The 26072-nt window shown below is 66.6% G+C and carries 25 protein-coding genes; 10 read left to right on the top strand and 15 right to left on the bottom strand.

Translation table 11 applies throughout. The annotated features are described in order from the left end of the window. Window positions 1–109: 109 nt before the first annotated feature. The 4 genes from ACWDTF_RS08795 to ACWDTF_RS08780 are packed head-to-tail and all read right to left on the bottom strand — an operon-like array spanning window position 110 to window position 6634. Complete coding sequence (locus ACWDTF_RS08795) at window positions 110–1945, bottom strand: putative nucleotidyltransferase substrate binding domain-containing protein (RefSeq protein ID WP_449754286.1); 1836 nt, start codon at window positions 1943–1945, stop codon at window positions 110–112. Continuing rightward, on the bottom strand, window positions 1938–3515 hold the full coding sequence (locus ACWDTF_RS08790) for a GMC family oxidoreductase (RefSeq protein ID WP_449754285.1): 1578 nt from the start codon (window positions 3513–3515) through the stop codon (window positions 1938–1940). The genes ACWDTF_RS08795 and ACWDTF_RS08790 overlap by 8 nt, the downstream gene beginning before the upstream one ends. Before the next feature lie 33 nt (window positions 3516–3548). Next, complete coding sequence (locus ACWDTF_RS08785; protein WP_449754310.1) at window positions 3549–5099, bottom strand: APC family permease; 1551 nt, start codon at window positions 5097–5099, stop codon at window positions 3549–3551. Between the two features lie 20 nt (window positions 5100–5119). Next, window positions 5120–6634 carry an aldehyde dehydrogenase family protein gene (locus tag ACWDTF_RS08780; protein WP_449754309.1) on the bottom strand — a complete coding sequence of 505 codons (1515 nt, stop codon included), beginning with the start codon at window positions 6632–6634 and terminating at the stop codon, window positions 5120–5122. 203 nt (window positions 6635–6837) lie between these two features. Here ACWDTF_RS08780 and ACWDTF_RS08775 point away from each other — a divergent pair, with 203 nt between their 5' ends. Further along, window positions 6838–7116, top strand: coding sequence for a hypothetical protein (locus ACWDTF_RS08775; RefSeq protein WP_240856209.1), 279 nt, complete (start codon window positions 6838–6840; stop codon window positions 7114–7116). Continuing rightward, entirely contained in the window at window positions 7103–7879 is a 777-nt protein-coding gene (locus ACWDTF_RS08770; RefSeq protein ID WP_355277360.1) for a crotonase/enoyl-CoA hydratase family protein, read from the top strand. The genes ACWDTF_RS08775 and ACWDTF_RS08770 overlap by 14 nt, the downstream gene beginning before the upstream one ends. A 36-nt stretch (window positions 7880–7915) precedes the next feature. Here ACWDTF_RS08770 and ACWDTF_RS08765 read toward each other — a convergent pair whose 3' ends face one another. The 3 genes from ACWDTF_RS08765 to ACWDTF_RS08755 are packed head-to-tail and all read right to left on the bottom strand — an operon-like array spanning window position 7916 to window position 12124. After that, on the bottom strand, window positions 7916–8611 hold the full coding sequence (locus tag ACWDTF_RS08765) for a haloacid dehalogenase type II (protein WP_240856207.1): 696 nt from the start codon (window positions 8609–8611) through the stop codon (window positions 7916–7918). Window positions 8612–8629: 18 nt separating this feature from the next. Next, window positions 8630–9625, bottom strand: coding sequence for a metallophosphoesterase (locus ACWDTF_RS08760; protein ID WP_355277357.1), 996 nt, complete (start codon window positions 9623–9625; stop codon window positions 8630–8632). Between the two features lie 54 nt (window positions 9626–9679). Next, window positions 9680–12124, bottom strand: coding sequence for a penicillin-binding protein (locus tag ACWDTF_RS08755; RefSeq protein ID WP_355277391.1), 2445 nt, complete (start codon window positions 12122–12124; stop codon window positions 9680–9682). Window positions 12125–12403: 279 nt separating this feature from the next. Between ACWDTF_RS08755 and ACWDTF_RS08750 the strand changes: the two genes are divergently transcribed. Next, on the top strand, window positions 12404–12715 hold the full coding sequence (locus ACWDTF_RS08750; protein ID WP_240856205.1) for a WhiB family transcriptional regulator: 312 nt from the start codon (window positions 12404–12406) through the stop codon (window positions 12713–12715). Window positions 12716–12728: 13 nt separating this feature from the next. Here the strand turns inward: ACWDTF_RS08750 and ACWDTF_RS08745 are convergent, their stop codons facing one another. Continuing rightward, entirely contained in the window at window positions 12729–13826 is a 1098-nt protein-coding gene (locus ACWDTF_RS08745) for an ArsA family ATPase (protein WP_240856204.1), read from the bottom strand. Next, window positions 13826–14935, bottom strand: coding sequence for an ArsA family ATPase (locus ACWDTF_RS08740; RefSeq protein ID WP_240856203.1), 1110 nt, complete (start codon window positions 14933–14935; stop codon window positions 13826–13828). The genes ACWDTF_RS08745 and ACWDTF_RS08740 overlap by 1 nt, the downstream gene beginning before the upstream one ends. A gap of 43 nt (window positions 14936–14978) precedes the next feature. Here ACWDTF_RS08740 and ACWDTF_RS08735 point away from each other — a divergent pair, with 43 nt between their 5' ends. Together ACWDTF_RS08735 and ACWDTF_RS08730 are read left to right on the top strand one after the other, a co-directional pair. Continuing rightward, window positions 14979–15143 carry a DUF4177 domain-containing protein gene (locus ACWDTF_RS08735; protein ID WP_007619014.1) on the top strand — a complete coding sequence of 55 codons (165 nt, stop codon included), beginning with the start codon at window positions 14979–14981 and terminating at the stop codon, window positions 15141–15143. Between the two features lie 3 nt (window positions 15144–15146). Continuing rightward, window positions 15147–15617 (top strand): RidA family protein, encoded by a 471-nt coding sequence (locus tag ACWDTF_RS08730; RefSeq protein ID WP_240856202.1) that lies wholly within the window; start codon window positions 15147–15149, stop codon window positions 15615–15617. Window positions 15618–15653: 36 nt separating this feature from the next. Here ACWDTF_RS08730 and ACWDTF_RS08725 read toward each other — a convergent pair whose 3' ends face one another. Beyond that, the gene (locus ACWDTF_RS08725; RefSeq protein ID WP_240856201.1) at window positions 15654–16652 is read right to left on the bottom strand and encodes a GlxA family transcriptional regulator; all 999 of its coding nucleotides are present in this window, start codon (window positions 16650–16652) and stop codon (window positions 15654–15656) included. A gap of 95 nt (window positions 16653–16747) precedes the next feature. On the opposite strand from ACWDTF_RS08725, the gene ACWDTF_RS08720 reads away from it, so the two are divergent. The 4 genes from ACWDTF_RS08720 (at window position 16748) to ACWDTF_RS08705 (ending at window position 20133) form a co-directional block, all read left to right on the top strand. Further along, window positions 16748–18004: an MFS transporter gene (locus tag ACWDTF_RS08720; RefSeq protein WP_240856316.1), complete on the top strand. Its 1257-nt coding sequence runs from the start codon at window positions 16748–16750 to the stop codon at window positions 18002–18004. A 28-nt stretch (window positions 18005–18032) separates the two neighbouring features. Further along, window positions 18033–18248, top strand: a complete 216-nt coding sequence (locus tag ACWDTF_RS08715) for a hypothetical protein (RefSeq protein ID WP_240856200.1) — start codon at window positions 18033–18035, stop codon at window positions 18246–18248. Window positions 18249–18337: 89 nt separating this feature from the next. After that, window positions 18338–19444, top strand: a complete 1107-nt coding sequence (locus ACWDTF_RS08710; RefSeq protein WP_240856199.1) for a flotillin family protein — start codon at window positions 18338–18340, stop codon at window positions 19442–19444. A gap of 14 nt (window positions 19445–19458) precedes the next feature. Further along, window positions 19459–20133 (top strand): GntR family transcriptional regulator, encoded by a 675-nt coding sequence (locus tag ACWDTF_RS08705; protein WP_240856198.1) that lies wholly within the window; start codon window positions 19459–19461, stop codon window positions 20131–20133. A gap of 11 nt (window positions 20134–20144) precedes the next feature. On the opposite strand, the gene ACWDTF_RS08700 is transcribed toward ACWDTF_RS08705, so the two are convergent. The 5 genes from ACWDTF_RS08700 to ACWDTF_RS08680 are packed head-to-tail and all read right to left on the bottom strand — an operon-like array spanning window position 20145 to window position 25007. Next, the gene (locus ACWDTF_RS08700) at window positions 20145–20948 is read right to left on the bottom strand and encodes an alpha/beta fold hydrolase (protein WP_355277351.1); all 804 of its coding nucleotides are present in this window, start codon (window positions 20946–20948) and stop codon (window positions 20145–20147) included. 4 nt (window positions 20949–20952) lie between these two features. Further along, a complete protein-coding gene (locus ACWDTF_RS08695; RefSeq protein ID WP_240856196.1) occupies window positions 20953–21762 on the bottom strand; it encodes an HpcH/HpaI aldolase/citrate lyase family protein in 810 nt (269 codons plus the stop codon). Further along, on the bottom strand, window positions 21759–22637 hold the full coding sequence (locus ACWDTF_RS08690; RefSeq protein WP_433257652.1) for a hypothetical protein: 879 nt from the start codon (window positions 22635–22637) through the stop codon (window positions 21759–21761). Before ACWDTF_RS08690 ends, ACWDTF_RS08695 begins: the two co-directional genes overlap by 4 nt. Before the next feature lie 2 nt (window positions 22638–22639). Then, window positions 22640–23848 carry a CaiB/BaiF CoA transferase family protein gene (locus ACWDTF_RS08685; protein WP_240856194.1) on the bottom strand — a complete coding sequence of 403 codons (1209 nt, stop codon included), beginning with the start codon at window positions 23846–23848 and terminating at the stop codon, window positions 22640–22642. A 1-nt stretch (window position 23849) separates the two neighbouring features. After that, complete coding sequence (locus ACWDTF_RS08680) at window positions 23850–25007, bottom strand: acyl-CoA dehydrogenase family protein (protein WP_240856193.1); 1158 nt, start codon at window positions 25005–25007, stop codon at window positions 23850–23852. A 113-nt stretch (window positions 25008–25120) separates the two neighbouring features. Here ACWDTF_RS08680 and ACWDTF_RS08675 point away from each other — a divergent pair, with 113 nt between their 5' ends. Continuing rightward, window positions 25121–25945 (top strand): MBL fold metallo-hydrolase, encoded by an 825-nt coding sequence (locus tag ACWDTF_RS08675; RefSeq protein ID WP_240856192.1) that lies wholly within the window; start codon window positions 25121–25123, stop codon window positions 25943–25945. Window positions 25946–26072 lie beyond the last annotated feature (127 nt).

Below are 26072 nucleotides of genomic sequence, written 5' to 3'. Positions count from 1 at the left end.
GTCAGGGCTTCCTCGTTTCCGCACCACACACTGTGTCGAGTCGGACAAGCCGGGTGCTGCAGCACACAGGTTGTCACAGAGGACACAGAGTGTCGGCGGCGACGCGCCGTCACGATCCCGTGAGCGCAGCCCGGTTGCGCACCCGGCGCTGGATGTCGGCGATCTCGCGGACGCCCTCGGCGAGCATGCTGCGTTCCAGCGGCGTGAGTTCACTCATCACGACCAGGTCGCCTGGGGTGTGGCCCGCCCGGATCTGTTCGATCTGGCGTCGCATGCGGATGCGCTGAGTCAGGGAAAACACCTCGTGCAGGACCGACGCGTCGGCGCCGGCGAGTGACCCGGCATCGACGGCGCTGTGGAGCCGTGCGGGTGTGGGAGCGCACGTGACGCCGGCGGTGAGACCGGCCCAGCGTGCCGGGTTCACGACGGGGGAGACCACGTGGGTCTTGAGGTCCACGGTGTCGCTGCGACGCAACAGCGAGGGCCGGCCGGCGCGGACTCTCGGCTTGAGGGACAACGCGTCGAGAAGCTGTAGGCGCAGGGCTTCCGGGTGGTCGGTCGGCATCGACGCGTAGGCCGACGGTGCGGTGTGCAGGGCGGCCGGGCCGACGATGACCCGCCCGTCGATCAGCAGTGACGACATGATGAGTCCGCGATCGGACAGCGGCTCGTCGAGCCACCCTCGTGCGGCCTCGGTCCAGGCGGTGGCAGATCTCGAGAACCGCGGAAGGTAGGCCACGGCGCCGTTGGAGTCCTCGGGCAGATCGCCGACGGCCAGGATCTCGTGTGTGCGACGCGCCATGTCGCGGAATTGGTGTGCACGACCGTCGTTCTCGTCCGACCAGCTCAGCGCGGAGTCGATGTCCGAGGACGGCATCGCCTCGCGACGGGCGATGCTCCCGAGCGTGATCCAGGCGAAGCCGTTCACTTCGGGACGATCGGCGAGCGACAACTCAACGGCGCGTCGTGCTGCGATGTCGATGACCAAAGACAAGACACCGCTGGTGGATTCGGCATCCAGTCCGGAGTCGAACAGTTCGTCGGCAAGTCGGCGGATGGACTGGGTTTGCCGGGCGAGACCCTTCGCGTCGCGGGCCTCGGCGATCGTTCGCTGCAAGGACCCGCCACGGCTGGCGGCGACCAGCAGGTCGGTCTCGTCGAGCACCCCCACCGCCTTGCCACGCGGGTCGCAGACCGGCATGTGCCGAACCTGCGCTTCGAGCATCTCCAGCCAGGTGGTGATGGCGTAGCGGTCGGCGTCGACGGTGCGCGCCGGATGAGTCATGATCTGCGACACCGGAACCGACGAGGGCAATCCGGCCCCGACAACTCGGTGGGTGACATCGCTCTCGGTGACGATGCCGAGACTGCCGTCCGGGTGTGGGATCAGCACAGCGGATTCGCCCGCCGAACCCATGGCGCGCACGGCGTCGGCAACCGGCGTGTCCGCGTCCACCACGATCGGTGGGCGCTTGACCAATTCCGCGACGCGGGTCGACGACGTCCAGCTGTTCGACGCGGGCTGGCGTGCCTCGATCGAGCGCCAGGCGTTGCTGGCGACGAAGGTCAGGCCGCAGCGACGGCCGAAGAGTTCGCGCATCGTGTCGGCCGGCAGTGCGATCACGACGGAGGGTTCGATCGCCCAGGCCGAGAATCGCGCGGCCGCATCGATGATCAACGGCAGGTATCCGAAGAGCTCACCGGGACCGATCATCTCGAACGCATCCGTGATGTCGTCGCCGGGTGCGGTCAGGGCAACCCGGCCGCTGTACAGCATGGACACGGCATCCGGTGCGCCGTCACCGTACTCGGCGACAACCCCGCCTGCCGGTATTCGCCGTACCTCAGATTGGTCTGCGACGCTTGCCAGTTCGTCGTCGCCGAGTTCTTGGAACGGCATCCGGGCGCCGAGGAACTCGGCAAGAGCGACGCCGGGTTCACTCACCGCTGCGGTGCGCCGATCCGATCAGGTCGGCACACTTCTCGGCCATGGTCATGACGGTGATGTTGGGGTTCACCACCGGGAGTTTGGGCATCGCCGACGCATCGACAACCCGTAAACCGCGGACTCCCTTGACTTTCAGGGTAGGGTCGAGGACCGCGAGGGGGTCGTCGGCCGAACCCATTCTGGCGGTACCGGCCGGGTGGTAGACGGTGTTGTGGGTCTTGTGGATGTAGTCGATCAGGTCCGCGTCGGTGACCGCGTCGGGTCCGGGTGCGAGTTCGCGGCCGATCCACTCCCGCAGGGGGCTCTGCTCGGCGATGGTCCGGGCCATCCGGACGCCGGCCAGCATCACCTTCTCGTCGTGGCCGTCGGGGTCGGTGAAGTAGCGCGGATCGACCTTCGGGCGATCCCGGAAGTCGCGGGAGCGCAGCCGCACGGTGCCGCGTGAGCGGCCCTGAGTTACGTTGGGGGTCAGGCAGAAACCGTTGTCGGTGGTCGGGTATCCCCACCGCAGCGTGTTCATGTCGAACGGGACGCTGCCGTAGTGCATCATCAGGTCCGAGTGGTCGAGACCCTCCTCGGTGGTCGCGAACAGGCCGATCTCCCACCACTGGGTCGAATCGGTGACCATGGGTTGGGCGGCTTCCCAGAACACCAGACCCTCGACGTGGTCGTCGAGGTTCTCGCCGACTCCGGGCGCGTCGACGCGGACATCGATACCCATGTCGCGCAGATGATCTGCCGGTCCGATCCCGCTGAGCATCAGCAGCTTCGGTGTGTCGATGGCCCCGGCGGTGACGATGATCTCGCGGCGTGCGGTCACCTCGTCGTAACCGGTGAGGTCTGGCCGCTGGAATCGAACACCGGTGGCACGCAACGCGTCGTCGATCAGGATGTTGCTGATCCAACTGTCCGTGAGGACGGTCAGGTTGGGCCGCTTCCCGAGGATCGGGTGCAGGTAGGCGTGCGACGAGGACATCCGTTCGCCCGCCTCATTCGCATTGATCTGCAACCAGCCCGCGCCGTTGAGATGCCAGTCGTCGCGATTGAACTGCACGGTCGGCAGGCCGACCAGTGCTGCGGCGTCGAGGACGGCCTGACCGCACGGGTCATTCGGTGGCACGTCGCGCAGCCGCACCGGACCGTCGTGGCCGTGCGGAAAGCCTTGGTAGTCACCGTCTGCGACGTTGTTCTCCACTCGGGACACAAACGGGAGCACCCCGTCGGGACCCCAACCGGTGGCACCTGCCGCCTCCCAGTCACGCAGGCCTTGAGCCAACGGCCAGAAGGCGATACACGAGTTGTGCGATGAGCAGCCGCCGAGCACCTTTGCCCGTGCGTGCCGCATGAAGCTGTTGCCCTTCTCCTGTGGCTCGACGGGATAGTCCCAGTCATATCCGGAGTCGAGCAGGTGCATCCACTCCTTGAGCACCAGGATGTTCGGGTCGTCGACGTCGCTGGGGCCGGCTTCGATCAGACACACCGTCGTGTCCGGATCTTCCGAAAGTCGGGCGGCGAGAAGGCAACCCGCCGTTCCGCCGCCGGCGATCACGTAGTCGTAGGTGGTCATGGACAATTCACCCTTTCTCGACGCTGGTGCAGATCATCGACGGATCCACAGTCCGCCGCCGATCCGATCGGCCACCGACGCGCTGGAATGTGAGGCGAGAACGCCGATGTGGCGACGGCCCTTGACGAGGTACCAGATGAACCCGGCACCGAAGATGATGCCGATGTAGACGAAGGCGCCCCACGTGTTGTACCAGGGGGTGCCGTACACCGCCTCGCGCGGCCAGGCGAGGTTGAGGGACATCCCGACGCCCCACACCACGGCGGCGATGTTGATCACGATGCCCCAGCGGCCCATCGTGAAATACCCGCCCGGGGCCAGATCCTTCGGTGGCCACTCACCACGGAAACGCTTCACCAGCATCGGACCCGTCACCAGCAGGTAGGCCAGATAGATCATGATGATGGCGATCGAGGTGAGCACCGTGAAGATGTTGGGCTGGTTGATGTTGATGACCAGGATGAGCACGGCGACGATCCCGATGACGAGCGACGGGATGACCGGGGTCTGACGAATGGGATGCACCCTGGCGAGTTTCTCGCCGAAGGGCAGGGCGTTGTCGCGGGCCATGGCGAACATCAGCCGGATGGCGGCGGTGTGCACGGCGAGCGAACACACGGTCACCGCGACGACGATCGCCACCAGGAAGATGTCGCCCATCGGGCCCCACATCACGGACTCCACGATGTACTGCAAGCTACCGGAGGATTCGCCGAGTTGCGGATCGTCGAGGTTGGGGGCGGCCATGATCGCGAACACCAGGATCGCACCGCCGATCACGAAGGACGCAAGAATGGCCCGCAGGATGGCCTTGGGTGCGGTGCGTCGCGGTTCCACGGTCTCCTCGCCCAGCGAACTGGCCGTGTCGAATCCGTACATGACATAGCCCGACGCAAGGGAGGCAACGAGGAAGGCGCCCAGGTAGCCGCCGCTCTCGCCCGCGCCGTAACCGTTGGTGGAGAAGAAGACCTGCGGACCGCGGGTGATGTTGCAGGCCAAGATGATGGCGATGAGGACGGCGGCGATGAGTTCGACGAACACTCCCACCGAGTTGATCAGGGCCATCAGTTTGACACTCCACGCATTGATGGTGGTGGTGAAGGCGATCATGATGGCGCCGAGGATCACCGCGTTGACCGCGGCGTCGGTGGTGTTGTCCGCACTCCCGTAGAACTGGAAGCCGCTCCAGAGTCGGGGCAGGTTGAGTTGCAGGGCAAGGACGACGGCGGAGAGCGTGACGACCGACGCGGTGAACATCAGCCAACCGGCCGACCAGCCCACGATCTGGCTGCCGAGGCGTTTGGCCCAGTTGTACACCGACCCGGCCACCGGGTACTTGGCGGCGAGTTCCATGAAACACAGTGCGACACAGAGCTGTCCGACGAACACCATCGGCCACGACCACAGATACGCGGGCCCGGCAGTCCCGAAACCGAACCAGAAGAGCTGGAACGTCCCGGTCAGAATAGAGATGTAGCTGACTCCGGCGGCGAAGCTGGCGAACTTCCCGATGCTCCGGTCGAGGGACTCCTTGTAGCCGAAGTCGGAGAGGCCGTGGGATTCGTCCGCGTCGCCGGCGGACAGTGGTGCGGGATCTGTGCTTATCAGTCGTCCTTCTCGGGGGTGAACCACTGCGACGCCGACGGCGCGGTGTTGTGCCAGATATGTTTGGTTTCTTGATATTCGGCCAGCCCGGTGGGTCCGAGCTCCCGTCCGTTGCCGGACTTGCCGAATCCTCCCCATTCGGCGGCAGGGGTGTAATAGCCGAAGTCGTTGAGCCACACGGTGCCGTGTCGAAGGCCGCGGACCATGTGTTCGCCGACCGCGTCGTCGGATGTCCGAACTCCCGCGGCGAGACCGTAGTCGGTGTCGTTGCCGAGCGCGAGGGCCTCCGCTGCGGTGTCGAAGCGCTCGACGGTGAGGATGGGACCGAAGGTCTCGTCGCGCACGATCGCCATCGACCGGTCGCAGCGGTCGAAGATGGTGGGCGCGAACCAGTATCCGCCGGGGTCGAGGTCATCGCGCTCGGGAGGTCCACCGCCACAACGTAAGACAGCGCCCTCCTCGGTTGCGGTTGCGACGTAGCTGTTCATCTTGTCCAGTTGCGCCTGCGACACGAGCGGACCGGTCTTCGATGCGGGGTCCAGGCCGTCGCCCATGCGGATCTGCCCGGCCCGCTCCACCAGGGCGTCGACGAAGCGGTCGGCGATCGCACTGTCCACGATCAGCCGTGTGCCCGACGAGCAGACCTGGCCGGAGTGCAGGAAGACGCCGGCCAGGACCTGTTCGACGGAGGAGTCCCAGTCGGCGTCGGCGAACACGATGTGCGGATTCTTGCCGCCGAGTTCCACCGCGACCTTGGTGACATGCTTGGCCGCGGTCTCCGAGATGATCCGGCCGGTCGACAATCCGCCGGTGAACGAGATGAAGTCGACGTCGTCGGTGTCGGTCAGTGCGGTGCCGAGACGCGAGCCGGCTCCCTGGACGAGATTGAGTACGCCGGGTGGCACGCCCGCCTCCTCGCACAACCTGACGAAGGCGATGGTGCTCAGCGGCGTGACCTCGCTGGGCTTGGCGATCATGGTGCATCCGGCGACCAGTGCCGGCGCGATCTTCCAGGAGATCTGAAGCAGCGGGTAGTTCCAGGGGGCGATCAGGACGCAGACGCCGATCGGCTCGTGGACCACCCGGCTGATGACGCCCGCGACCCCGACGTCGACGAGCCGATCGGGTTCCGTTTCGGCCAGACTCGCGTAGTAGCGGAACACGGAGATCACGTCGTCGATGTCGATCTCGCTCTCCGCCAGGGTCTTTCCTGTGTCGAGGGTCTCGATGCGTGCGAGTTCGGCCTTGTCCCGGGCGAGCAGGTCGGCGATGCGGCGGAGGAGATCGGCGCGTTCGGCGACCGGGGTGGCCGGCCATTCGCCGGCGTCGAAGGCCGCGCGGGCGGCGGCGATTGCGTCCGTGGCGTCGGCGGGTGTGGCTTCGTCGACGACGGCGAACACCGATCCGGTCGCGGGGTTGATGATGTCCCGGGTGCCGCCATCTCCGGCTGCGCGCCAGCGGCCGTCGATATAGAGATGGTGGTCGCCGACGTAGAGATGGTGGTCTCCGACCAACGGCGAATCGAGTGGGTCGACAGAACTGCTGGATGTCACGGGAATTTGGCCTCTCCGCGGCGGTGATCAGGACCGTTGGCGTTCGGATGTGGGTGTGGATATGCCGGGCAGAGCCGCGACGTCGCGATACCCGGAAACGTAGCGGTGCGTCGGGTCCCATCATCTTGCGTATTGCCCGCGCGCGGGTGTGTGACGATGGCCACATGGCAACTCTACTCACATCAGACGAGCTCGAGATCCAGATTTTGTTCACCGAATCGCTGCCGGAGGTGGTGGCGTTCGTTCGGGAGGTGATCTCTGACCGCAGTCCGCTCACGCTGCTGACCGGCGGAGACAGCAAGGCCTACGTGGTGAACCTGGCAAATCTCAGGCAGTTCGCGCTCGACGACCACGACGCCGACACCGACGAGCTCGACCAGAGTCGGGTCACGGTGCTCCTGACGATGGCCGAGGTGAAGGCGGCCGGCTGTGGCGGCGAGTAGCGGGCGTTCGCCGGTCGTCGTCCGCACCGACGGCGAGGTGACCATCGTCGGGATCAATCGCCCAGAGGTCCGCAACGCCGTCGATCGTCGGACCGCGCACGATCTCGCCGACGCGTTCCGTGCGTTCGACGCTGACCCCGGCCAATCTGTCGCGGTGCTCTACGGCGAGGGCGGGACGTTCTGCGCGGGAGCCGATCTGAAAGCGATCGCGGCGGGTGATCCGAACCGCGTCGACCCGGAAGGCGACGCGCCGATGGGGGTCTCGCGAATGCGATTGTCCAAGCCGGTGATTGCCGCGATCTCCGGCCATGCCGTGGCCGGTGGACTGGAACTCGCCTGCTGGGCCGACTTGCGCGTCGCCGACGACGACGCCGTACTGGGCGTCTTCTGTCGACGCTGGGGCGTGCCACTGATCGACGGTGGGACGGTGCGGTTGCCGCGACTCATCGGTCACAGCCGCGCCATGGATCTGGTCCTCACCGGGCGTGCGGTGTCGGCCGGCGAGGCGATGAGCTTTGGTCTGGTGAATCGTGTTGTTCCACACGGAGAATCGCTGGATCGGGCGGTGCAATTGGCGCATGAGCTGGCCACCCTGCCGCAGACCTGCCTCCGGCACGACCGGATGTCGATGCTGGAGCAGGGTGGCTTCGACACGGCCGACGCCATGCGCAACGAATTCGCCCACGGCCTGGAATCCCTTGCCGCCGGGGCGGTATCGGGTGCGACACGCTTTGCGGACGGGGCCGGCCGCCACGGTGAATGATCCGCGGATTTTTTCGATAGATGAGCGTAGAGAGCTTCACACACCGAGCTGATCGGCGAGATCGAGCAGGCTCGAGGCGTGAAAGTCGTTGTGCGGTGAGCCGGAATCGTCCTTGGGTGCGCCACCCCATTCGTCGGGTCGTTCGATGAATGCGGAGCGGAGGCCGTGGGAGCGGGCGGCGTCGAGGTCGTGCTGATGGGTGGCCACCATCATCACTTCGGCCGGCGAGCACTCCATGAGTTCGACCAGCCCGCAATAGACTTCGCGGGCCGGTTTGTAGTGATGCCAGAGGTCGGAGCCGCCGATGAAGTCCCATCCGAAGCCGTTGTGTTTGGCCATGGCCGTCAACAGCGCGACACTGCCGTTGCTGAGTGCGCAAACGGTGTATCCACTCTTGAGCCGCTGGAGTCCGGGGGCGGAGTCGGGCCAGCCGGGAATGGTGCGCCAGGCGCCGAGGAGGTACTCGGCCCCTGTGTCGTCGAGGCTGATGCCGAAGGCGCGCGTGACGTCGGCGAGGGTCTCCCGCTGCAGGTCGTCGAGGCCGCGCCACGGTAGCTCGCCGGATTCGACGCGAGCCAGGATCGGGGCGTAGCGCCGACGCCATTCGCGGGCGAACTCGGCGGCGTCGACGTCAGGCACGGCGTTGCGGACCGCGTCGGAGATACCGCTGAACCAGTCGGTGACGGTGCCGAAGGTGTCGAAGGCCAGGACGCGGACGTCGGCGGCGCTCACTTGGGAGACATGCCGGGATCAGGTGGTCTCGGTGGCCAGCTGCGGAAGGGAATGGTCGGCGTCGTACTCGGCGTCGCCGTGGGACACCGGGGTCAGCGTGAGCAGGCTCGCCTCGGGCCGGCAGCAGAACCGCGCCGGCGCGTACGGCGACGTGCCCAGACCCGCGCTGACGTGCAGCTTCATGCCGGCACCCCAGTTCGACGGCCCCTTCACCCGCGACCGGTCGAGGTTGCAGTTGGTGACCAGCGCACCGAAGAACGGCAGGCACAGCTGTCCACCATGCGTGTGACCCGCCATCACCAGGTCGTACCCGTCGGCGGCGAACCGGTCGAGCACGCGGGGTTCGGGTGAGTGGGTGAGGCCGAGTCGCAGGTGGGCGAGCGGGTTGGGGCGCCCTTCGATGGTCTCGTAGCGGTCGCGTTCGATGTGCGGGTCGTCGACACCGGCCGCCACGACGCGCACGCCGCCGACCTCGAGCTCGCGCACGGTGTGGGTGGCATCGAGCCATCCGCGCTCGGTGAACGCGGCGCGCAGATCCTGCCAGGGCAGTGGATCGCCGTGGGTGCGCTGATGATCCTTCTTGAAGTACTTGAACGGGTTCTTCGCGCGCGGCCCGAAGTAGTCGTTGGAGCCGAACACGAACAGACCCGGCCGGGACAGCAGACCGCCGAGCGACTGGATCACCGCGGGGACGGCCTGCGGGTGGGCGAGGTTGTCGCCGGTGTTGACCACCAGGTCGGGTTCAAGAGACTCCAGCTCCGACACCCACGCCTGCTTGAGGCGCTGGTTGGGCATCATGTGCAGGTCACTGATGTGCAGCACACGCAGCGGTGTGGCGCCCGGTTCCAGGACGGAGAGCGTGGTGTGACGCAGCGTGAACGCGTTGCGCTCGATCACCGTCGAGTAGAACAGGCCCGCCGCCGCGAGACCCGCACCCGCGGCCAGAACACGGCCGGAGGCTTTCGGATGGAGCGCGGACCGGAGTGCGTCCACGCGGCTGTCGAGTTGGGCCATCTGCTCAGGATACGCAGCCGCTCTTGATGACGCCGCCAGGTTATGGCTGTGAGATCAGCCGGGGAGCTGGATCACCACGGGTCCGACGCCGGGCACCTGAACGGTGGTCTCGGTGGGGCCGTTGTTGTCGCCGGCTCCGCGTCGTCCGTTGCTCACATAGATGGTGATCACGCTTCCGGGCATCGCCGAGTCCGACGGTGCGGTGAACACCACGGTGCCCTGCGGACGGGAGCTGTCGACGTCGAGCTGGTTGACCTTGAACCCGGCCGCCTGCAGTCGCGAGGTCGCCGCGCTCGCGGTGAGCCCGCTGACCTGCGGGATGCGGCCTCGACTCGTGCCGTTGACATAGGCGGAATCATTCGGTGGCAGCCGGACGGGACCGAACTTGGTCGCGACCGGGAGCATCGCCTGATACCAGGTGCGTGCGGGTTCGTAACCGCCGTAGACGTTGCCGTCGTAGCAGGAGCGCAGCGGGCTGGTGCACACCCCCTGCGGGTTGGGGCCGTCGCTGTAGACGTAGGCGGCACCGGCGATCTGGTTGGTGAACCCGACGAACGCCGAACTGCGGTGCGCTTCGGTGGTGCCGGTCTTACCGGAACTCGGCAGTGTCCAGCCGATGGTGCCGGCGGCCGCGGCCGACGTGCCGCCGCGGTCGTCCTGGCTCATCGCGTTGGCGAGGGTGTTGGCCAGACCCGGCTCCACCACCTGCTCGCAAGCAGGCGTGGTGAACGGGACCGCGGTGAGCGCCGGCTGGCCGTTGGGGCCCATCACCGGGTTGCCGTACTGGTCGCGTTTGATCTTGCTGATCGACTTGATCGGATTAGGCGGGCACCAGGTGCCGCCCGACGCCAGCGTCGCGGCGACGTTGGACAGTTCGAGCGCGTTCAGCGGCAGCGGTCCGAGCGTGAAGGAACCGAAGTTCCCATCCTTGACGTACTGCGCCATGCTCTTCTCGCCGAAGCCCGACGACCCCGGAATGGTGTACGAACGCAGACCCAGGCGCACCGCCATGTCGACGGCGGGCTTGACCCCGACCTCCTGCAGCAGCTTCACGAACGCGGTGTTCGGCGACTGTGCGAGAGCCTGCGTGACCGACATCGACGCCGGGTACTTGCCGTCGTTCTTCACGCAGTAGGCGTTGACCGGGCAGCCATAGCTGCCGCCGCTGTTGCCCATGCCGTAGACGGCGATCGACCCCGGAACCTGGATGTTGGAGCCGGCACCGAGCCCCTTCTCCATCGCCGCGGCGACGGTGAAGATCTTGAAGACCGAGCCGGCGCCGTCGCCGACCATCGAGAAGGGTTGTGGCTGGACTGTCTGACCGGCCCGGAGATTGAGTCCGTAGTCGCGGCTCGACGCCATCGACAGCACGTCGTGGGAACGCTTACCCGGCCGTATCGTGCTCATCACGTCGGCGACGCCGTCTGCGTCGGGGCTGGCCTGCGTCTTCACCGCGCGGGTGGTGGATCGCTGGATCTCCGGATCGAGGGTGGTCCGGATGATGTAACCCCCGCGCATCACCGAATCCCGGGACAGCCCGTTCTCGGCGAGGAACTGCATGGCGTAATCGCAGAAGAAGCCGTTGTTGCCCGCCGCGATGCACCCTTGCGACGGAGTCCGGGGGCGTCGCAGGACTCCCAGCGGGGACGCCTTGGCCGCGGCGAGTTCCGCGGAGCGTTCCGGGAAGTTCTGGATCATGGTGTCCAGCACGGTGTTTCGACGTTCCATTGCGGCGTCGGGATTGGTGTAGGGGTTCAGTGCCGAACTCGACTGCACCATGCCGGCGAGCAACGCGGCCTGCTGCAGGTTGAGGTCCTTGGCGGGGATGCCGAAGTACGTCTGCGCGGCGGCCTCGATGCCGTAGGCGTTGTTGCCGAACGGGACGACGTTGAGGTAACGCGTGACGATCTGCTTCTTGGCCTCCTGCTTGGCCGCAGCGTCGTCGAGTCCTTTGTCGCGCTTGGCCTGATCGATCAGCGACTGCTCCATCGTGAGAGCCATGCGCACCTCGCGCAGCTTGCGCGCCGGTGTGGTCTCGATGGCCGTCTGACGTTCGGCCTCGGTGCGCGCGAGCACGAGTAGCTGGAAGTTCTTGATGTACTGCTGGTCGAGGGTCGACGCGCCCTGCTGCACCTCACCCGACGACGAGTTCTTCAGCGCGGCGCGGATGGTGCCCTTCCAGTCGACGCCGTCGTGCTCGAGGAAGCGTCGGTCCTCGATGGAGATGATCGCGCGGATCATGTCGGGCGAGATGTCGTTGTAGCCGACCTGGTAGCGGTACTGGTCGTAGAGCACCGCGATCGGTTTGCCGGTGACGTCGGTCATGGTGGTCACCTCGGGCAGCGTCCCGTTGAGCAACTCCGACGAGACGTTCTCCACGGCGGCCGCGGCGCGGTTGGACATGACGCCGACACTGCTCGCCACGGGGTACAGAAGACCGGCGACGAGCACGCCGGAGAGAAGGCACGCCCATACGAGCGACCACAGCTTCTTCGAGATCACACACGACAGAGTACGTGTGATTTCTGAGACATTGCCGCAGCACGCCCATCGATCGCCTTAGAGAGGTGAGCTCACGGCGCGACCTGCGAAAACAATCGTGGCTTGCACGTATGTGCCATTTTCTTTCGCCCAGGGGTTGCGCACCCATGCACAGATCCCTAGATTGAGTGCAGAATGTGACTCACCTAACAATCGCATCGAATAGTGGTCTGAGCAGCGCGATTGACGGTCTGCATTCTCTGAGTGTTCTGGACAACGACAGACAGGGGTCGGCGGATGGCGACAGCGGCAGTTTCCACCGGAGAAGAACGCTTGACCTGGGTGGCGCAAGCCCGCTGCAGAGGGGGAGACCCCGATGAACTTTTCGTTCGGGGAGCCGCGCAACGCAAGGCCGCAACGATCTGCCGTCACTGTCCGGTCCAGCTCGAATGCGGCGCCGACGCCCTCGACAATCGCGTCGAATTCGGCGTCTGGGGTGGCATGACCGAACGTCAGCGCCGTGCGCTGCTGCGCCAGCATCCCGAGGTGACCTCGTGGTCGGCGTTCTTCGCCGCACAGAAACGACGCCAGACCGCCGACGCGGTCTGAACTGCTGTCGGGTTCAGCCGCGTCCGGTGATCTGCTCGGCGACTGCGCGCAGGGCCACGGCGTCGGCGACCTCGAACGGCAGCGATGGCACCCCGACGAGTGGCACCCGCGGGTGCGACGCCGTGAAGCGTTGGAGCAGATGCAGTTCGCGCTTGCCGGTCGCGGCGCGATCGGCGTGGATCTGCAGCACTCCGCGAGTCAGTTCGTCGGTGACGGAATCCAGCGCGACGTGGGCCGACTCCTCCGAGATGGACGTCAGGTTCGGATGCGTGCGGTTGAGGATCAGGCCGGCCAACGGCATCTTCTCCTCAGACAACCGGTCGACGAAGAAGGCGGCCTCGCGCAGGGCGTCGGCCTCGGCGGCCGCGACCACCGCGAACTGGGTGCCGGGCTGCTTGAGCAGTGCATAGGTCTTGGCGGCCCGGTCCTGGAAGCCGCCGAACATCGAGTCGAGTGACTGAACAAACGTGGCCACGTCGCGCAGCATGTCGCCGCCGATGATCGTGGACACGCCGCGCATCGCCAGGCTCATCGCGCCGGTGACCATGCGTCCGACTCCGCGTCCGCCGCCGACCAGCACCTTCATCAGACGCCCGGAGAGGAACGAACTCATCCGCTGCGGGGCGTCGAGGAAGTCCAGCGCGTTTCGCGACGGCGGGGTGTCGACGACGATGAGGTCCCAGTGATCCTGCTCGATCAACTTGCCGAGCTTCTCCATCGCCATGTACTCCTGCGTCCCGGAGAACGACGACGCCATCGTCTGATAGAAGGAGTTCTCCATGATCGCCGCGGCGCGGTCGGGCGTGGAGTACTCGAGGACCATCTCGTCGAAGGTGCGGCGCATGTCGAGCATCATCGCGTCGAGGGTGCCCTTGGCGCCGTCTATGTCGACGGGCTGCGGATCGTTGGTCAGCTCCGACATCCCGAGCGACTGGGCGAGCCTGCGTGCCGGGTCGATGGTCAGCACCGCGACCGTCCGGCCCTGCTCGGCCGCGTACATCGCCATGGCCGCGGCGGTGGTGGTCTTGCCGACACCACCGGCGCCGCAGCAGATCACGACCCGGGTCTCCGGGTCGGTGAGGATCGCGCCCATCTTGAGGTCGAGTGGCATCACGCACCCGCTTTCTGCAGAAGGTTGGCCAACTCGTAGATCGAACCGAGGTCGATGCCGCGGTCCCCGAGACTCGGCAATTCGAGGGTCGGCAACTCCACCTCGTCGAGCTGCGCCTTGGCCACCTGCTGGGCCTGCAGCCGGATGGCGTGCTCGATGGTCTCGGTGAGCAGACCCGAGAAGTCGGCGTCGGACACCGGGAGTCCGGCGTCGGCGAGACCCTGACGGATGCGTTCGGAGTCCACCTCGCCCTCGGCGATCTGGTCGACCTCGGAGATCGGCAGATGCGCCGGGCTCACCCGGTTGATGATCAGGCTGCCGATGTTGAGGTTCTTGCCGCGCAACTCCTCGACCGCCTCGACGGTCTCCTGGATCGGCATCGCCTCCAGCAGGGTGACGAGGTGAACGATGGTCTCTTCCGAATGCAGGAGCCGCACCACACCGTCGCTCTGATTGCGGATCGGTCCGGTCTTGGCGAGATCGGCCATCGCCTTGGTCACGTCGAGGAAGTTCCCGATCCGACCCGTGGGCGGCGCGTCGACGACCACGGCGTCGTACACCCGATTGCCCTTCTTGTCGGTGTGGATGATCCGTTCCTTGATCTTGCCGGTGAGCAGGACGTCTCGTAGGCCCGGAGCAACGGTGGTGACGAAGTCGATGGCGCCGATCCGCTTCATCGCGCGGCCGGCGAATCCGAGGTTGTAGAACATGTCGAGGTATTCCAACAGCGCGTGCTCGATGTCGATGGCCAGTGCCGACACCTCGCCGCCACCCTCGGCAGTCGCGATCCGGGTGTCGGTGGGAGGCAGCGGCGGGAGGTCGAAGAGCTGCGCGATCCCCTGGCGCCCCTCGCATTCGACCAGCAGAACCCGCTTGCCGTCGGCGGCGAGAGCCAGCGCAAGTGCGGCCGCGACGGTCGTCTTGCCGGTGCCACCCTTGCCCGACACGAAGTGCAGCCGGGCGCGGTTGGCGGCCGACGGCCACTCGTTGCCGGCGAAGGAACTGTCGGCGGCGAGGCTGTCGAGCTCAGCGTCGTTCTTCGGGGGAGGGGACACGACGGAGTCGGACGCCTGGCCCGCCCCGGATGCTGCACCTTTTCCAATGGCCACGGCAACACCTTAACCACACGTGTGGACCGGTTAGGGTGGGTCCATGAGTGAAGTGACCGCCTGGGAGTACGTGACCGTGCCGCTGCTGACCCACGCCACCAAGCAAATCCTCGACCAGTGGGGCTCCGACGGTTGGGAATTGGTGTCGGTGCTGCCCGGCCCGACCGGCGAGCAGCACGTCGCATATCTGAAGCGCCCGAAGGGCTGATCCGTGGCGACCTGGACCGAACGACTCGCCGAACTCGGCCTCACCCTGCCTGCGGCTGTGGCCCCGCTGGCGAGCTACACGCCGGCCGTTCGCACCGGCAATCTCGTCTATACCTCGGGACAGCTGCCGATGGTCGACGGTGAGCTGAGTGTGCGCGGCAAGGTGTCGCACGGCGCTGAAGGTGTCGTGAAGCCCGAGCAGGCGCGCGCCGCCGCCCGGATCTGTGCGATCAACGCGCTGGCCGCGGTCAACGCCCTGGTCGGCATCGACTCGGTGGTGCGCGTCGTCAAGGTCGTCGGCTTCGTGGCCTCCTCGCCCGGGTTCTGCGATCAGCCGCAGGTGATCAACGGCGCGTCGGACGTGCTCGGCGAGATCTTCGGCGAGGCCGGTGTGCACGCGCGCTCGGCGGTCGGGGTGACGGAACTGCCGCTCGGCGCCTCGGTCGAGGTGGAACTGATCGTCGAGGTTGCCTGAGAGCGCGGTGCTCCCGAGGAACGCGCCTGGGACCCCTCACGGCGTGGTGACCCGGAAGTTGCTCCGATAAGCGCTGGGCGACAACGACATTCGATTGCGGAACTGGACGCGCAGGCTCTCGGTGCCCAGCCCGACCGCGCTCGCGACCTGGTCGACGGACAGGTCGGTGCGTTCGAGAAGCTGTGCGGCAACCCGGATTCGCTGTCCGGTGAGCCACTGGCCGGGGCTCATGCCGTAGGTGTCGGTGAAGCGACGGTTGAACGTGCGCAACGACATTCCGGCGTGGGTCGCGAGTTCGGCGTTACCGAGCGAACGTCCGAGGTTGCCCACCGCCCAGCGGGTGGTCTCGGTGAGCGGATCTGCGGTGGAAAACGTTGCCTGATGCTCGATTTCGGCGACCGCGGCGTCGTGCATGCTGTCCGCGGGCGGCATGAACTGCGCCTGACCGCCGGGGCGATGGAAGGCCACGACGGTGCGTCGGGCGAAGTCGCGCGCGACGTCGGCGCCGTGGTCGAGTTCCACGAGGTGCAGGCACAGGTCGATGCCGGCGGCGAGGCCCGCGCTGGTGAGGATGTCACCGTCGTCGACGTAGAGAACCGCGGGGTCGACGCTGATCGTCGGGTATCGGGCGGCCAGTGCCGCGGCGTCGAGCCAGTGGGTGGTGGCGGGCCGGCCGTCGAGCAGTCCCGCTTCGGCGAGAGTGAAGGCGCCGACGCAGATCGACGCGATCCGCACCCCACGTCGATGTGCCGAGCGCAAGGCGTCGGTCACCGCGCGCGACGGTGTTCGACGCGCGGCGTCGTGGTAGCCGGGGATGACGATGGTGTCGGCGTTCTCGAGGGCCTCGAGTCCGTGTTCGGTGTGCACGGAGACGCCGGCGCAGGTGGGCACGAGGCCGGGATGCTCGGTGCAGGTGCTCAATTCGTAGCGGGGCGGGCCGACGTGGCCGAACAACTGCACGGGCGCGGCCATGTCCATGAGGACGAGTCCCTCGGTGATCAGGACGACGACGCGGTGCGGTACAGGCGCTGGCATGAATCAAGGGTATATGGGCATGAATGCCACTGGCCCCGTCGTGTGCAACATCCGATTCTGGGTGGGTGACCGATGAGACCATTGTTGATGCACACATGAAGCAGCCGGCCGTTTACGACGACATTCGGGCCATCGCCCGACGAACCGTCGTACTCCTCTGTGCCGCACAGATCCTGGGTGGCCTGTCGATGGGTGCGTCGCTGGCGCTCGGCGCGATCCTGGGCGAGGAGTTGTCGGGGTCGGAATCGCTGGCCGGCCTGCCGACGACCGTGCTCACGCTCGGCGCGGCGGCGGCCGGATTGCCGCTGGCGGCCTTCGCCTCGCGTCGTGGCCGGCGGCCTGCCCTGAGCACCGGACTCCTGATTGCGGCTCTCGGTGCGGCGGTGGTGGCCACCGCGGTGGACCTCGGATGGTTTGCGTTGATGCTGGTCGGCATGGTCGGCGTCGGAGCAGGTACCGCGGTGGGCTTGCAGGCGCGGTTCGCGGCGACCGATCTGTCGTCGCCGCAGACCCGTGGTCGTGACCTCTCGCTGGTGGTGTGGATGACGATGGTCGGTGCGGTGGCCGGTCCTGCGTTGGTTCCCGCGGGTGAGCGGCTGGCGGGCTGGTTGGGTCTGGCCGATCTGGCGGGTCCGTTCGTCCTCGGTGCGATCGGCAGCGCAGCAGCGGCGACCGTGCTGTGGGCGGGTCTGCGGCCCGACCCCCTGCACGTGCTCGGCGGGTCGTCGGCGATGCCGGTGCGCCCGTCGCTGGGCGAGGGATTCGCGGTGATCCGCCGTACGCCCGCGGCCCGGGCCGCGGTCGGGGCGGTGGTGTCGGCCCACGCGGTGATGGTGGCGGTGATGGCGCTGACGCCGGTGCACATGCACCACGGCGGAGCAAGCCTGACCATCGTCGGATTCTCGATCTCTGCCCACGTCGCAGGCATGTACGTGCTCGCGCCGGTGATGGGAATGCTCGCCGACCGGGTGGGGCGGGTGCCGATCATCCTGCTGGGGCAAGGACTGCTGGTCGCCAGTTGTGTCCTCGGGTTCGTGTTCGCGCATTCGCAGACCGGTCTGGTTGTGGCGCTGGTCATTCTGGGCCTGGGATGGTCGGCGTCGACCGTCGCCGCCTCGACGCTGCTGACCGACAGCGTCGACGTCGCGGTTCGTCCGCCGGCACAAGGCGTTGCCGACACCACCATGAGTCTGGGCGGTGCGGTGGCCGGCGCGCTGGCGGGTGTCGTGGTCGGCGCGTTCGGTTACCCCACGCTCGTGTTGGGCGCGGGTGTGATCGCGGTGGTGACTGCGATCTACGTCGTCGTGGATGCGGCGGGTGCTCGGGTTAAGGTCGTCTCATCACACGAGTGAGCCGACCGATGGATGGGGGTCTGGGCAGGTGGCATCCGAGCTGATCGGCCGAACCGGTGTCGTCACGCTGGCCATCGGGGGTCCGGACGTGCTCGGCGAGGTCGAACTCACGATGGCAGCCGGCACCGAGCGATTCCTCGCTCGCGCATCGGAATCCATCACCGAGGACGTCCCGGTGCTCGTGGTGGACGTGGAGGCCGGACGGATCGTCGTGGTCGAGCCGTGGGTGAGCCTGCCCCACTGACCGAATGACACCGCGACGCTGCAGCGTTCACCGTGGAATAGAGTGATCCCGATTGGCCGCAGTGGGCTGTTGGACGTGGGGAGAAGTACATGCTGGGTTATAACGTTCCCGAGCCCGACGAGGCGATGGTGATCTCGGGCAAGAAGTCCAAGGACGGCGGCATTCCATTCGATGTCGTTGTGGGCCATGGCAAGTGGGTGATGCCGTTCTTCCGCAAGGTGCGGTATCTGTCGATGGCGATGCACGAGGCGCAGATCCGCGAGGTGTGCGTGACCACCCAGGGCATCCAACTCGACGTGCGTGCCGTGATCGCGCACAAGGTGGGCAGCGACGTGGCGTCCATCGTCAACGCCGGCCAGCGTTTCATCTCCGAGCAGGAGAACGAGATGAATCAGCTCACCGGACAGATCTTTTCGGGCCATCTCCGGTCGATCGTCGGGTCGATGACCGTCGAGCAGATCATCCGCGAACGTGACACCCTGGCCCGTCAGGTGCTCGAGGCGTCGAAGCGGGAGATGGGTTCGATCGGGCTCGTGGTGGACTCGTTCCAGATCCAGTCCATCGACGACATGGACTCCGGCTACATCAGCGCGCTCGCGGCGCCGAACATCGCCAAGGTGCAGCGTGAGGCGGCCGTCGAGCGTGCTCGCGCCGATCAGGAGGCGTCGAAGGCGCAGCAGGAATCCCTGCGCAACCAGGCCGACTACGAGCGCGAGACGGCGATCAAACGCGCGTCGATCAAGGGTGAGACCGACAAGGCCAATGCCGAGGCGTCGCAGGCGGGTCCGCTCGCCGAGGCGCGGGTGAACCAGGAGATCGTCCGCGAGCAGTCCCTGCTCGCCCAGGCGCAGGCGGATCTGCGTGAGCAGCAGCTGATCTCGGAGGTCGTGAAGCCGGCCGAAGCGGAGGCCAAGCGCACCCAGATCATCGCCGAGGCCGACGCGAAGGCTGTGGAGATCTCGTCGGCGGCGGCGGCCAAGAACAACCGCATCGCCCTCGACCAGCAACTCATCGAGCAGTTACCCGCACTGGTCGGTGAAGTGGCGAAGGGACTGTCCAGTTCGAATCTCACCGTGTACAACGGCGCGGAGGGTTACAACGAGGTCATGACCGGCGTCGTCACTCAAGGTGCCGCCCTGCTGAAGTCGCTGCAGAGCGAGCTCTCGGGAACTGTTATCGATCCAGAAGAAAAATAGACTATATTGTTTGTATGGCAGCACCCGAACCCCGTCGGTCTGTTCGACGCCGTCCGCGACTGAGTGACGAGGCGGCAGAACATGTCCGCGAACTCATCGTGTCGGGTGGACTGCGTTCCGGTGACTTCGTCCGGCCCGAGGTGGTCGCCGAGGACCTGGGGATCTCGGCGACACCGGCCCGCGAGGGCATGCTGACGCTGTTGTCCGAGGGATTTCTGCGTACGGAACCCCGCCGCGGATTTGTGGTCACGCCGCTGAGCAGCGACGACATTCGGGATGTCTTTGTGGCGCAATCGTTGCTGGCCGGTGAACTCGCCGCGCGTGCTGCGCGCTCGATGTCGTCGGCCGCGGTGGACGAGCTGGCAGATATTCAGCGAGACATCGAATCTGCGGCGGATGCAGAGGATTTCGACGGTGTGGAACGGCTGAACCACGATTTCCACCGACGAATCTATGCCGCGGCTGGATCACCGAAGCTGTCGTGGATGATCAAGGGATCGCTGGGCTATGCGCCGCGCAAGTTCTTCGCATCGGTGGAGGGCTGGCCGCAGGCGTCGGCGCACGATCACCGGGCGATACTCGACAGCCTGCGCGCGGGAGATGCGGACGGAGCTCGGGCAGCGATGGCCCGCCACATTCGCAACGCGGGTGATCTGCTCGCCGATTCTCGTGCGGCGGTGGAGGAGTAGCGGCCTCGGGCTCAGCGGGCCAGGAAGTCGAGAACGGCCGGTCCTGCTTCGGGATGGCATTCGTCGAAGTATGCGTGTCGCGCGCCGTCGAAGATCCGCGTGTTCGCCTTCGGGATGCGGCCGGCGAGAATCTCGGCATTGACCACGGGCGCGAAGCGATCGTCCGAGCCGTGCAGGATGAACGTCGGCGCAGCGATGTCGGGGAGGACGGCCCAGGCGTCGTGCCCGTTGCTGGCCGCCAGATGCCGACGCCGCGCCTCGGGCGTGATGCGTGGATCTCCCAGTGTGGCATACGGTCCGGGGTTGAGTTCCTGCCATTCCGGCGTGTACATGAGGTCGGTCATGAACGCGGTCGCATTGGCCGACGCGAGGGCTCGGCGCACTGCCTGATCGCGTTCCACCGCATGGGTTCCACCCGGTGTCGTGCAGCCGAGGACGAGACGTCCGACGCGGCGCTGGGCGCGGGCGGCGACCCACTGCGCGGTGCGGCCACCCATCGATGTGCCGTAGGCGTCGAATCGGTCGATGTCGAGTGAGTCGAGTACGGCGAGAGCGTCGTCGGCGAAGAGTTGGGTGGTGTACGGCGCGGCGCCGAGATCGCTTCCGCCCGTTCCACGGTAGTCGAAGGTGATGGTGGTGTGATGCTCGGCGAAGTCGGCACGAATGCGATCCCACCAGTGGTGATTGTTCGCCTGCCCGGGGAGCATCAACAGAGCGGGCCCGGTGCCCCGGACCTGAACCGCGAGCCGCGTGCGGTCGGCGGTCCGCGTGATCTGGTGGTACTCCATGGCACACATGCCGGCGAGCAATCCCATCGGTTCAGCCCCGGTCCGCGAGGGCCAGTATACGTCGGGCCCGCGTCAGCACGGGTGCATCGATCATGTGACCGTCCAGGGCAACAGCCGAGCCCGAACCGTCGTCGGCGTCGAGAACCGCACGGGCCCAGGCCACGTCGGCCTCGGGCGGCGCACACGCCCGATGGACGTCATTGATCTGCGCCGGATGAATGCACAGCTTGCCGGTGAGACCGATGCGGCGGGCGTAGGTCACGTCGTCGATGAGGACCGACGGATCACGCAGTGCGGTGGTGACGCCGTCGATCGGCGCGGCGATCCCGGCGGCGGCCGCTGCGAGGACGAGCGCAGAACGGGCGGCGAGCAGGGCCGCGCGGTCGTCGGGCGATACCGACAACTCGGCGGCGAGGTCGATCGCCCCGACGGCGACCCGGACCACTCTGTCCACCGCGCTGATCTCCTGCGCCGCAAGGACTCCGCGCGCCGTTTCGATCAACGGGATGACCGGCGCCTTCGATTGCGTGGCGATCGAGGCGAGCCGGGCGGGATCGGACGCCTTGGCGGGCATGACGGCAGCGCCCCGCTCGATGATCATGGCCACATCGTCTGTGTGCCAGTCGGTATCGGAAGCATTGATGCGCACCACTGCCTCGTTCCCGGCGGCCAGCCACGCTGCAGCATGCTCGCGGGCGGCTTCCTTGTCGGCCGGCGACACCGCGTCCTCGAGGTCGATGACGACGACGTCGGCTCCGGCAGCGGCCGCCTTGTCGAAGCGTTCGGGTCGGTTACCGGGCACGAACAGGAAGCTGCGTGCGTCGGCGATGGCCAAGGTCATGACAGCGTCACCGTGCCCTCGGCATGGACTGTTTCGGCTCCCGAGACAACCCGCACGGCAACGGTATTGCCGTCGGACGGATTGCCCTCGACGCGGAAACGATCACCAAGAAACAGAGGTCGCTTCAGACGGAAGTCGAAGGAGCTCATCGTCTTTCCATCGGCGTGTAGGCGAGCGAGATCGGCCATGTAGTTGGCAAGGAGCGGACCGTGGACGACGAGGTCGGGGTAGCCCTCGACGTCGGTGGTGTAGGGGAGGTCGTAGTGAATCCGATGGGCGTTCGAGGTCAGGGCGGAGTACCGGAACAGCAGCGGTGCAGTCGGAGTCGGCTCCGCGCTCCACACGGTCCCGCTGGGTGTCAGATCTTCGACGAGGCGTTCCACGGGGCGGGCCGTGGAGTTGTCGCTGCGGTAGACGAGATCTTGTTCCTCGATGAGCGCCGTCGCCCCGTCCTGCCGGTACTCGCTGCGCACGGTGACGAAAAGCATTGCACCCGAGCGGCCGTGCTTCTCCTTGACCGACGCGAGACTCGAGTGCTTCTCCGTCGGCACGTCGAGACGCAACGGCGTGGTCACGGACATGCGCGAGCCCGCGAACATCCGCCGGCGGTGGGGGATCGGCGGCAGAAAATGACCGTCTCGGGGGTGCCCATCTGCGCCGAGGGCATCGGTGGGCGGCCACTGCGAGAAGTAGATCCAGTGCCAGGGCATGGGAAGTTCGCTCCCCGAACCGAACGCGTCCTCGGTACCGAGTGTCGCCGCCAGTCGCTGTGCTTGCGCCGGGTCCAGGACGTCGTGCTCGACCACGGGTCCGGGGGTCCACTCGGTGATGTGGGAACTCAGGGTCGCCTCGTCGGCGGTCGTGGTATCGCTCATGGTCATTGGCCTTTCGCTGTCGGGTCGGGACTCTGAAGGACGCCATCGGCGAGAAGTCGCTGGATCGTCGCATCCTCGACGCCGAGTTCGTGGGCCAGCGCGACACTGTGTTCACCCAGTGCGGGAACGGGATCCATGCGAGCCTCGTCGGATCCGATGCTGATCGGGGGCAGGAGTGCGCGGACCTTTCCCGATTCGGTGCTGACGTTGCGCCACCGGTCGCGCCCTTCCAGAACCGGGTGGGCGATGAATTCTTCCACTGTGTTGACTCCGGCAAAGGCGATGCGTGCGGTGGTCAGCCGCTCGGCGAGGGTGTCGGTACTCAGATCCGAGAAGTGGTTAGCTACAACATGATTAAGTGCATCTCGGTTGGCGACGCGCAGCGAATTGGAGGTGAATCGCGGGTCTAGCGCCAGGTCGGCATCGTCGAAGACGATGGTGCACAGCCGCTGCCATTCCGGTTCGTTCTGGATGGCGAGGAGAACGACGTGATCGTCGGCCGCGGTAAACGGTCCGTACGGGGCGATGGTGGCGTGCTGGGCGCCGAAGCGGCCGGGCTGGCGCCCGGACCCGGCGGTGAAATGCATGGGCTGGCCGATCCATTCGGCGAGGGCTTCGAAGAGGGAGACCTCGAGTGTCGCGCCGTCGCCGGTGCGTTCACGGTGGAACAGGGCGGCGAGAACGCTGGAGAAGCCGTACATGCCGGCCGCGATGTCGGCGACCGAGACCCCGGCCTTGGCCACCTCGTCCGGGGTGCCGGTCAGGGAGACGAGACCGGTCTCGCACTGGACGAGCAGGTCGTAGGCCTTGCGGTCGGCCCACGGGCCGGTCGAACCCCAGCCGGTGATGGACAGGACGATCTTTCTCGGGTCCTGCGCTCGGATCTCCTCGGCACCGAGACCCAGCCGCTTGGCGGCGCCGGGACCGAGATTCTGCACGATGACATCGGCCTGGGCGGCGAGCTCGTGCAGAAGCGCTTGTCCGGCCTCGGACTTCACATCGAGCGCGATCGATTCCTTGGACCGGTTGAGCCACACGAAGTAGCTCGCGAGGCCGTTCACCGATTCGTCGTACTGGCGGGCGAAGTCGCCGGATCCGGTGCGTTCGACCTTGATCACGCGTGCGCCGAGATCGGCGAGCTGTCGGGTCGCGAATGGCGCGGCGACCGCGTGTTCCAGTGAGAGAACGGTGATTCCGTGTAGCGGAAGCACTTCAGAGGTCGATTCCGCCGCGCTTGACGAGTTGCTTGGCGATCACACCCTGCTGGATCTCGTTGGTGCCCTCGCCGACGATCATCAGCGGCGCATCCCGGAAGTACCGCTCGACGTCGTACTCGGTGGAGTATCCGTAGCCGCCGTGAATGCGGACCGCGTCGAGCGCGATCTCCATCGCCGTCTCCGACGCGAACAGCTTCGCCATGCCGGCTTCCATGTCGACGCGTGCGCCGGTGTCGAAACGCTCGGCCGCGTCGAGCAGAAGACTGCGTGCCGCATAGAGTTTGGTGCCCATGTTGGCGAGCATGTTGCCCACCGACTGGTGCTTCCAGATCGGGACGCCGAAGCTCTCACGGTCTTGGGCGTATTGCAGTGCGTCGTCGAAGGCGGCTCGTGCGACGCCGGTTGCGCGTGCGGCGACCTGCAGCCGGCCGACCTCGAGGCCCTTCATCATCTGCGCGAAGCCCTTGCCCTCGACCCCGCCGAGCAGGGCGTCGGCGGGCACCCGGGCGTCGACGAAGTTCAGCTCGCAACTTTCCACACCCTTGTAGCCGAGCTTCGGAAGATCCTTGGACACTTCGAATCCGGGCACCTTCTCCACGAGCAGGATGGAGACACCCGTGTGGGCGGGCTGCGCCGTCGGGTCGGTCTTGCACAGCAGCGCGACCAGTCCGGCCTTGCGCGCGTTGGAGATCCACGTCTTGGAGCCGTTGATGACGTACCCGTCGTCGTCGGCCACCGCGGAGGTGCGCATTGCCTGCAGGTCCGAACCGCCGCCGGGTTCGGTGAGTGCCATCGTCGCGCGCAGTTCGCCGGTGGCCATGCGCGGCAGATACTTCCCCTTCTGCTCTTCGGTGCCGAAGCGCAGGATCAGCTTGGACACCACGGTGTGACCACCCATCGCGCCGGCCAGACTCATCCACCCGCGCGCGAGTTCCTCGGTCACTTGCACGTAGCAGGGCATCGAGACCTCGGCGAACCCGTAGGGCTCCGGGATGGCCAGGCCGTAGATCCCCATCGCCTTCATCGTTTCGATGAGGTCTTCGGGGTAGGTGTTGGCATGCTCGAGATCGCGGGCGACGGGCCGGACCTGCTTGTCGACGAAGTCTCGGACGGTCTTGACGATGGCTTGTTCCTCGGCAGACAGGGTGATCATGGCGGTTCCTTAGGCGACTGGGCGGTCTATGGAAAATAGTCTATAGAGTTTGGGTGATTTTGTCACCCCTCCCGCCCGGCTGCCGTTTGATCGCCCCGAACTACTGTGGGGTGATGACGACCACTGACGGTTCGGAACAGCCCGCCCACCCCGCGTACGGGACATTGCGCGAGGTCACCCCGTTCGCGTCGGTGATCCTGTGCGACAACCCCGGGATGATGGAGCTCGACGGCACCAACACCTGGGTGTTGCGAGCGCCGGGAAGTGACGAATGCGTCGTCGTCGATCCGGGTCCGCCGAAGCACAAGGGGCACGCGAAGGATCTCGCGGAGCTGCCCGGGGTGGCGCTCACGCTGATCACGCACCGCCATTTCGACCACGTCGGCGGAATCGACCGCCTGCACAAGCGGACCGGTGCGCCGACACGGGCGTTGTCACGCAAGCACACCCGCGACGCCGATCCGCTGCGCGACCGCGAGGTGATCGAGGCCGCGGGCCTGAAGATCACCGTGCTGCACACGCCCGGCCACACCGGCGACTCGGTCAGCTTCCTCGTCGAGCACGACGATGAGCGTGCCGTGATCACCGGCGACACCATCCTGGGCAGCGGCACCACCGTTCTCGACCCCCGGGACGGCACGCTGCGGGATTACATGAACTCGCTCAACCGGCTCATCGTCGAAGGCGACGGTGCGACGCTGCTACCCGCACACGGACCCGATCACCCGGACCTCGGCCCGGTCGCCCGGTTCTACAAGGCGCATCGCGAGGAGCGGATCGATCAGATCGTCGCGGCCCTCGAGGACATGGACGTCTCGGCCAAGAAGGCGAAACCGATGAAGGTGGTCCGCAAGGTGTACCGCGACGTCGACAAGAAGCTGTGGCCGGCCGCACGGATGTCGGTCAAGGCGCAGTTGGAGTATCTGCGGGAGAGCTGACCGACAAAAGTAGGGGAAGAAGTTTCTTCCCCGGGCAGCCTCAATCGGTCGACGCAACAGGCCTCGTGTGAGAGGTAGCCGGTATGGGCAGGGCGGTAGCGCCGGAAGCGTTTTGGGTAGCGATCGA

The organism is Gordonia sp. NPDC003422 (assembly GCF_053588675.1).
This window is presented reverse-complemented; position numbering and strand designations above follow the sequence as displayed.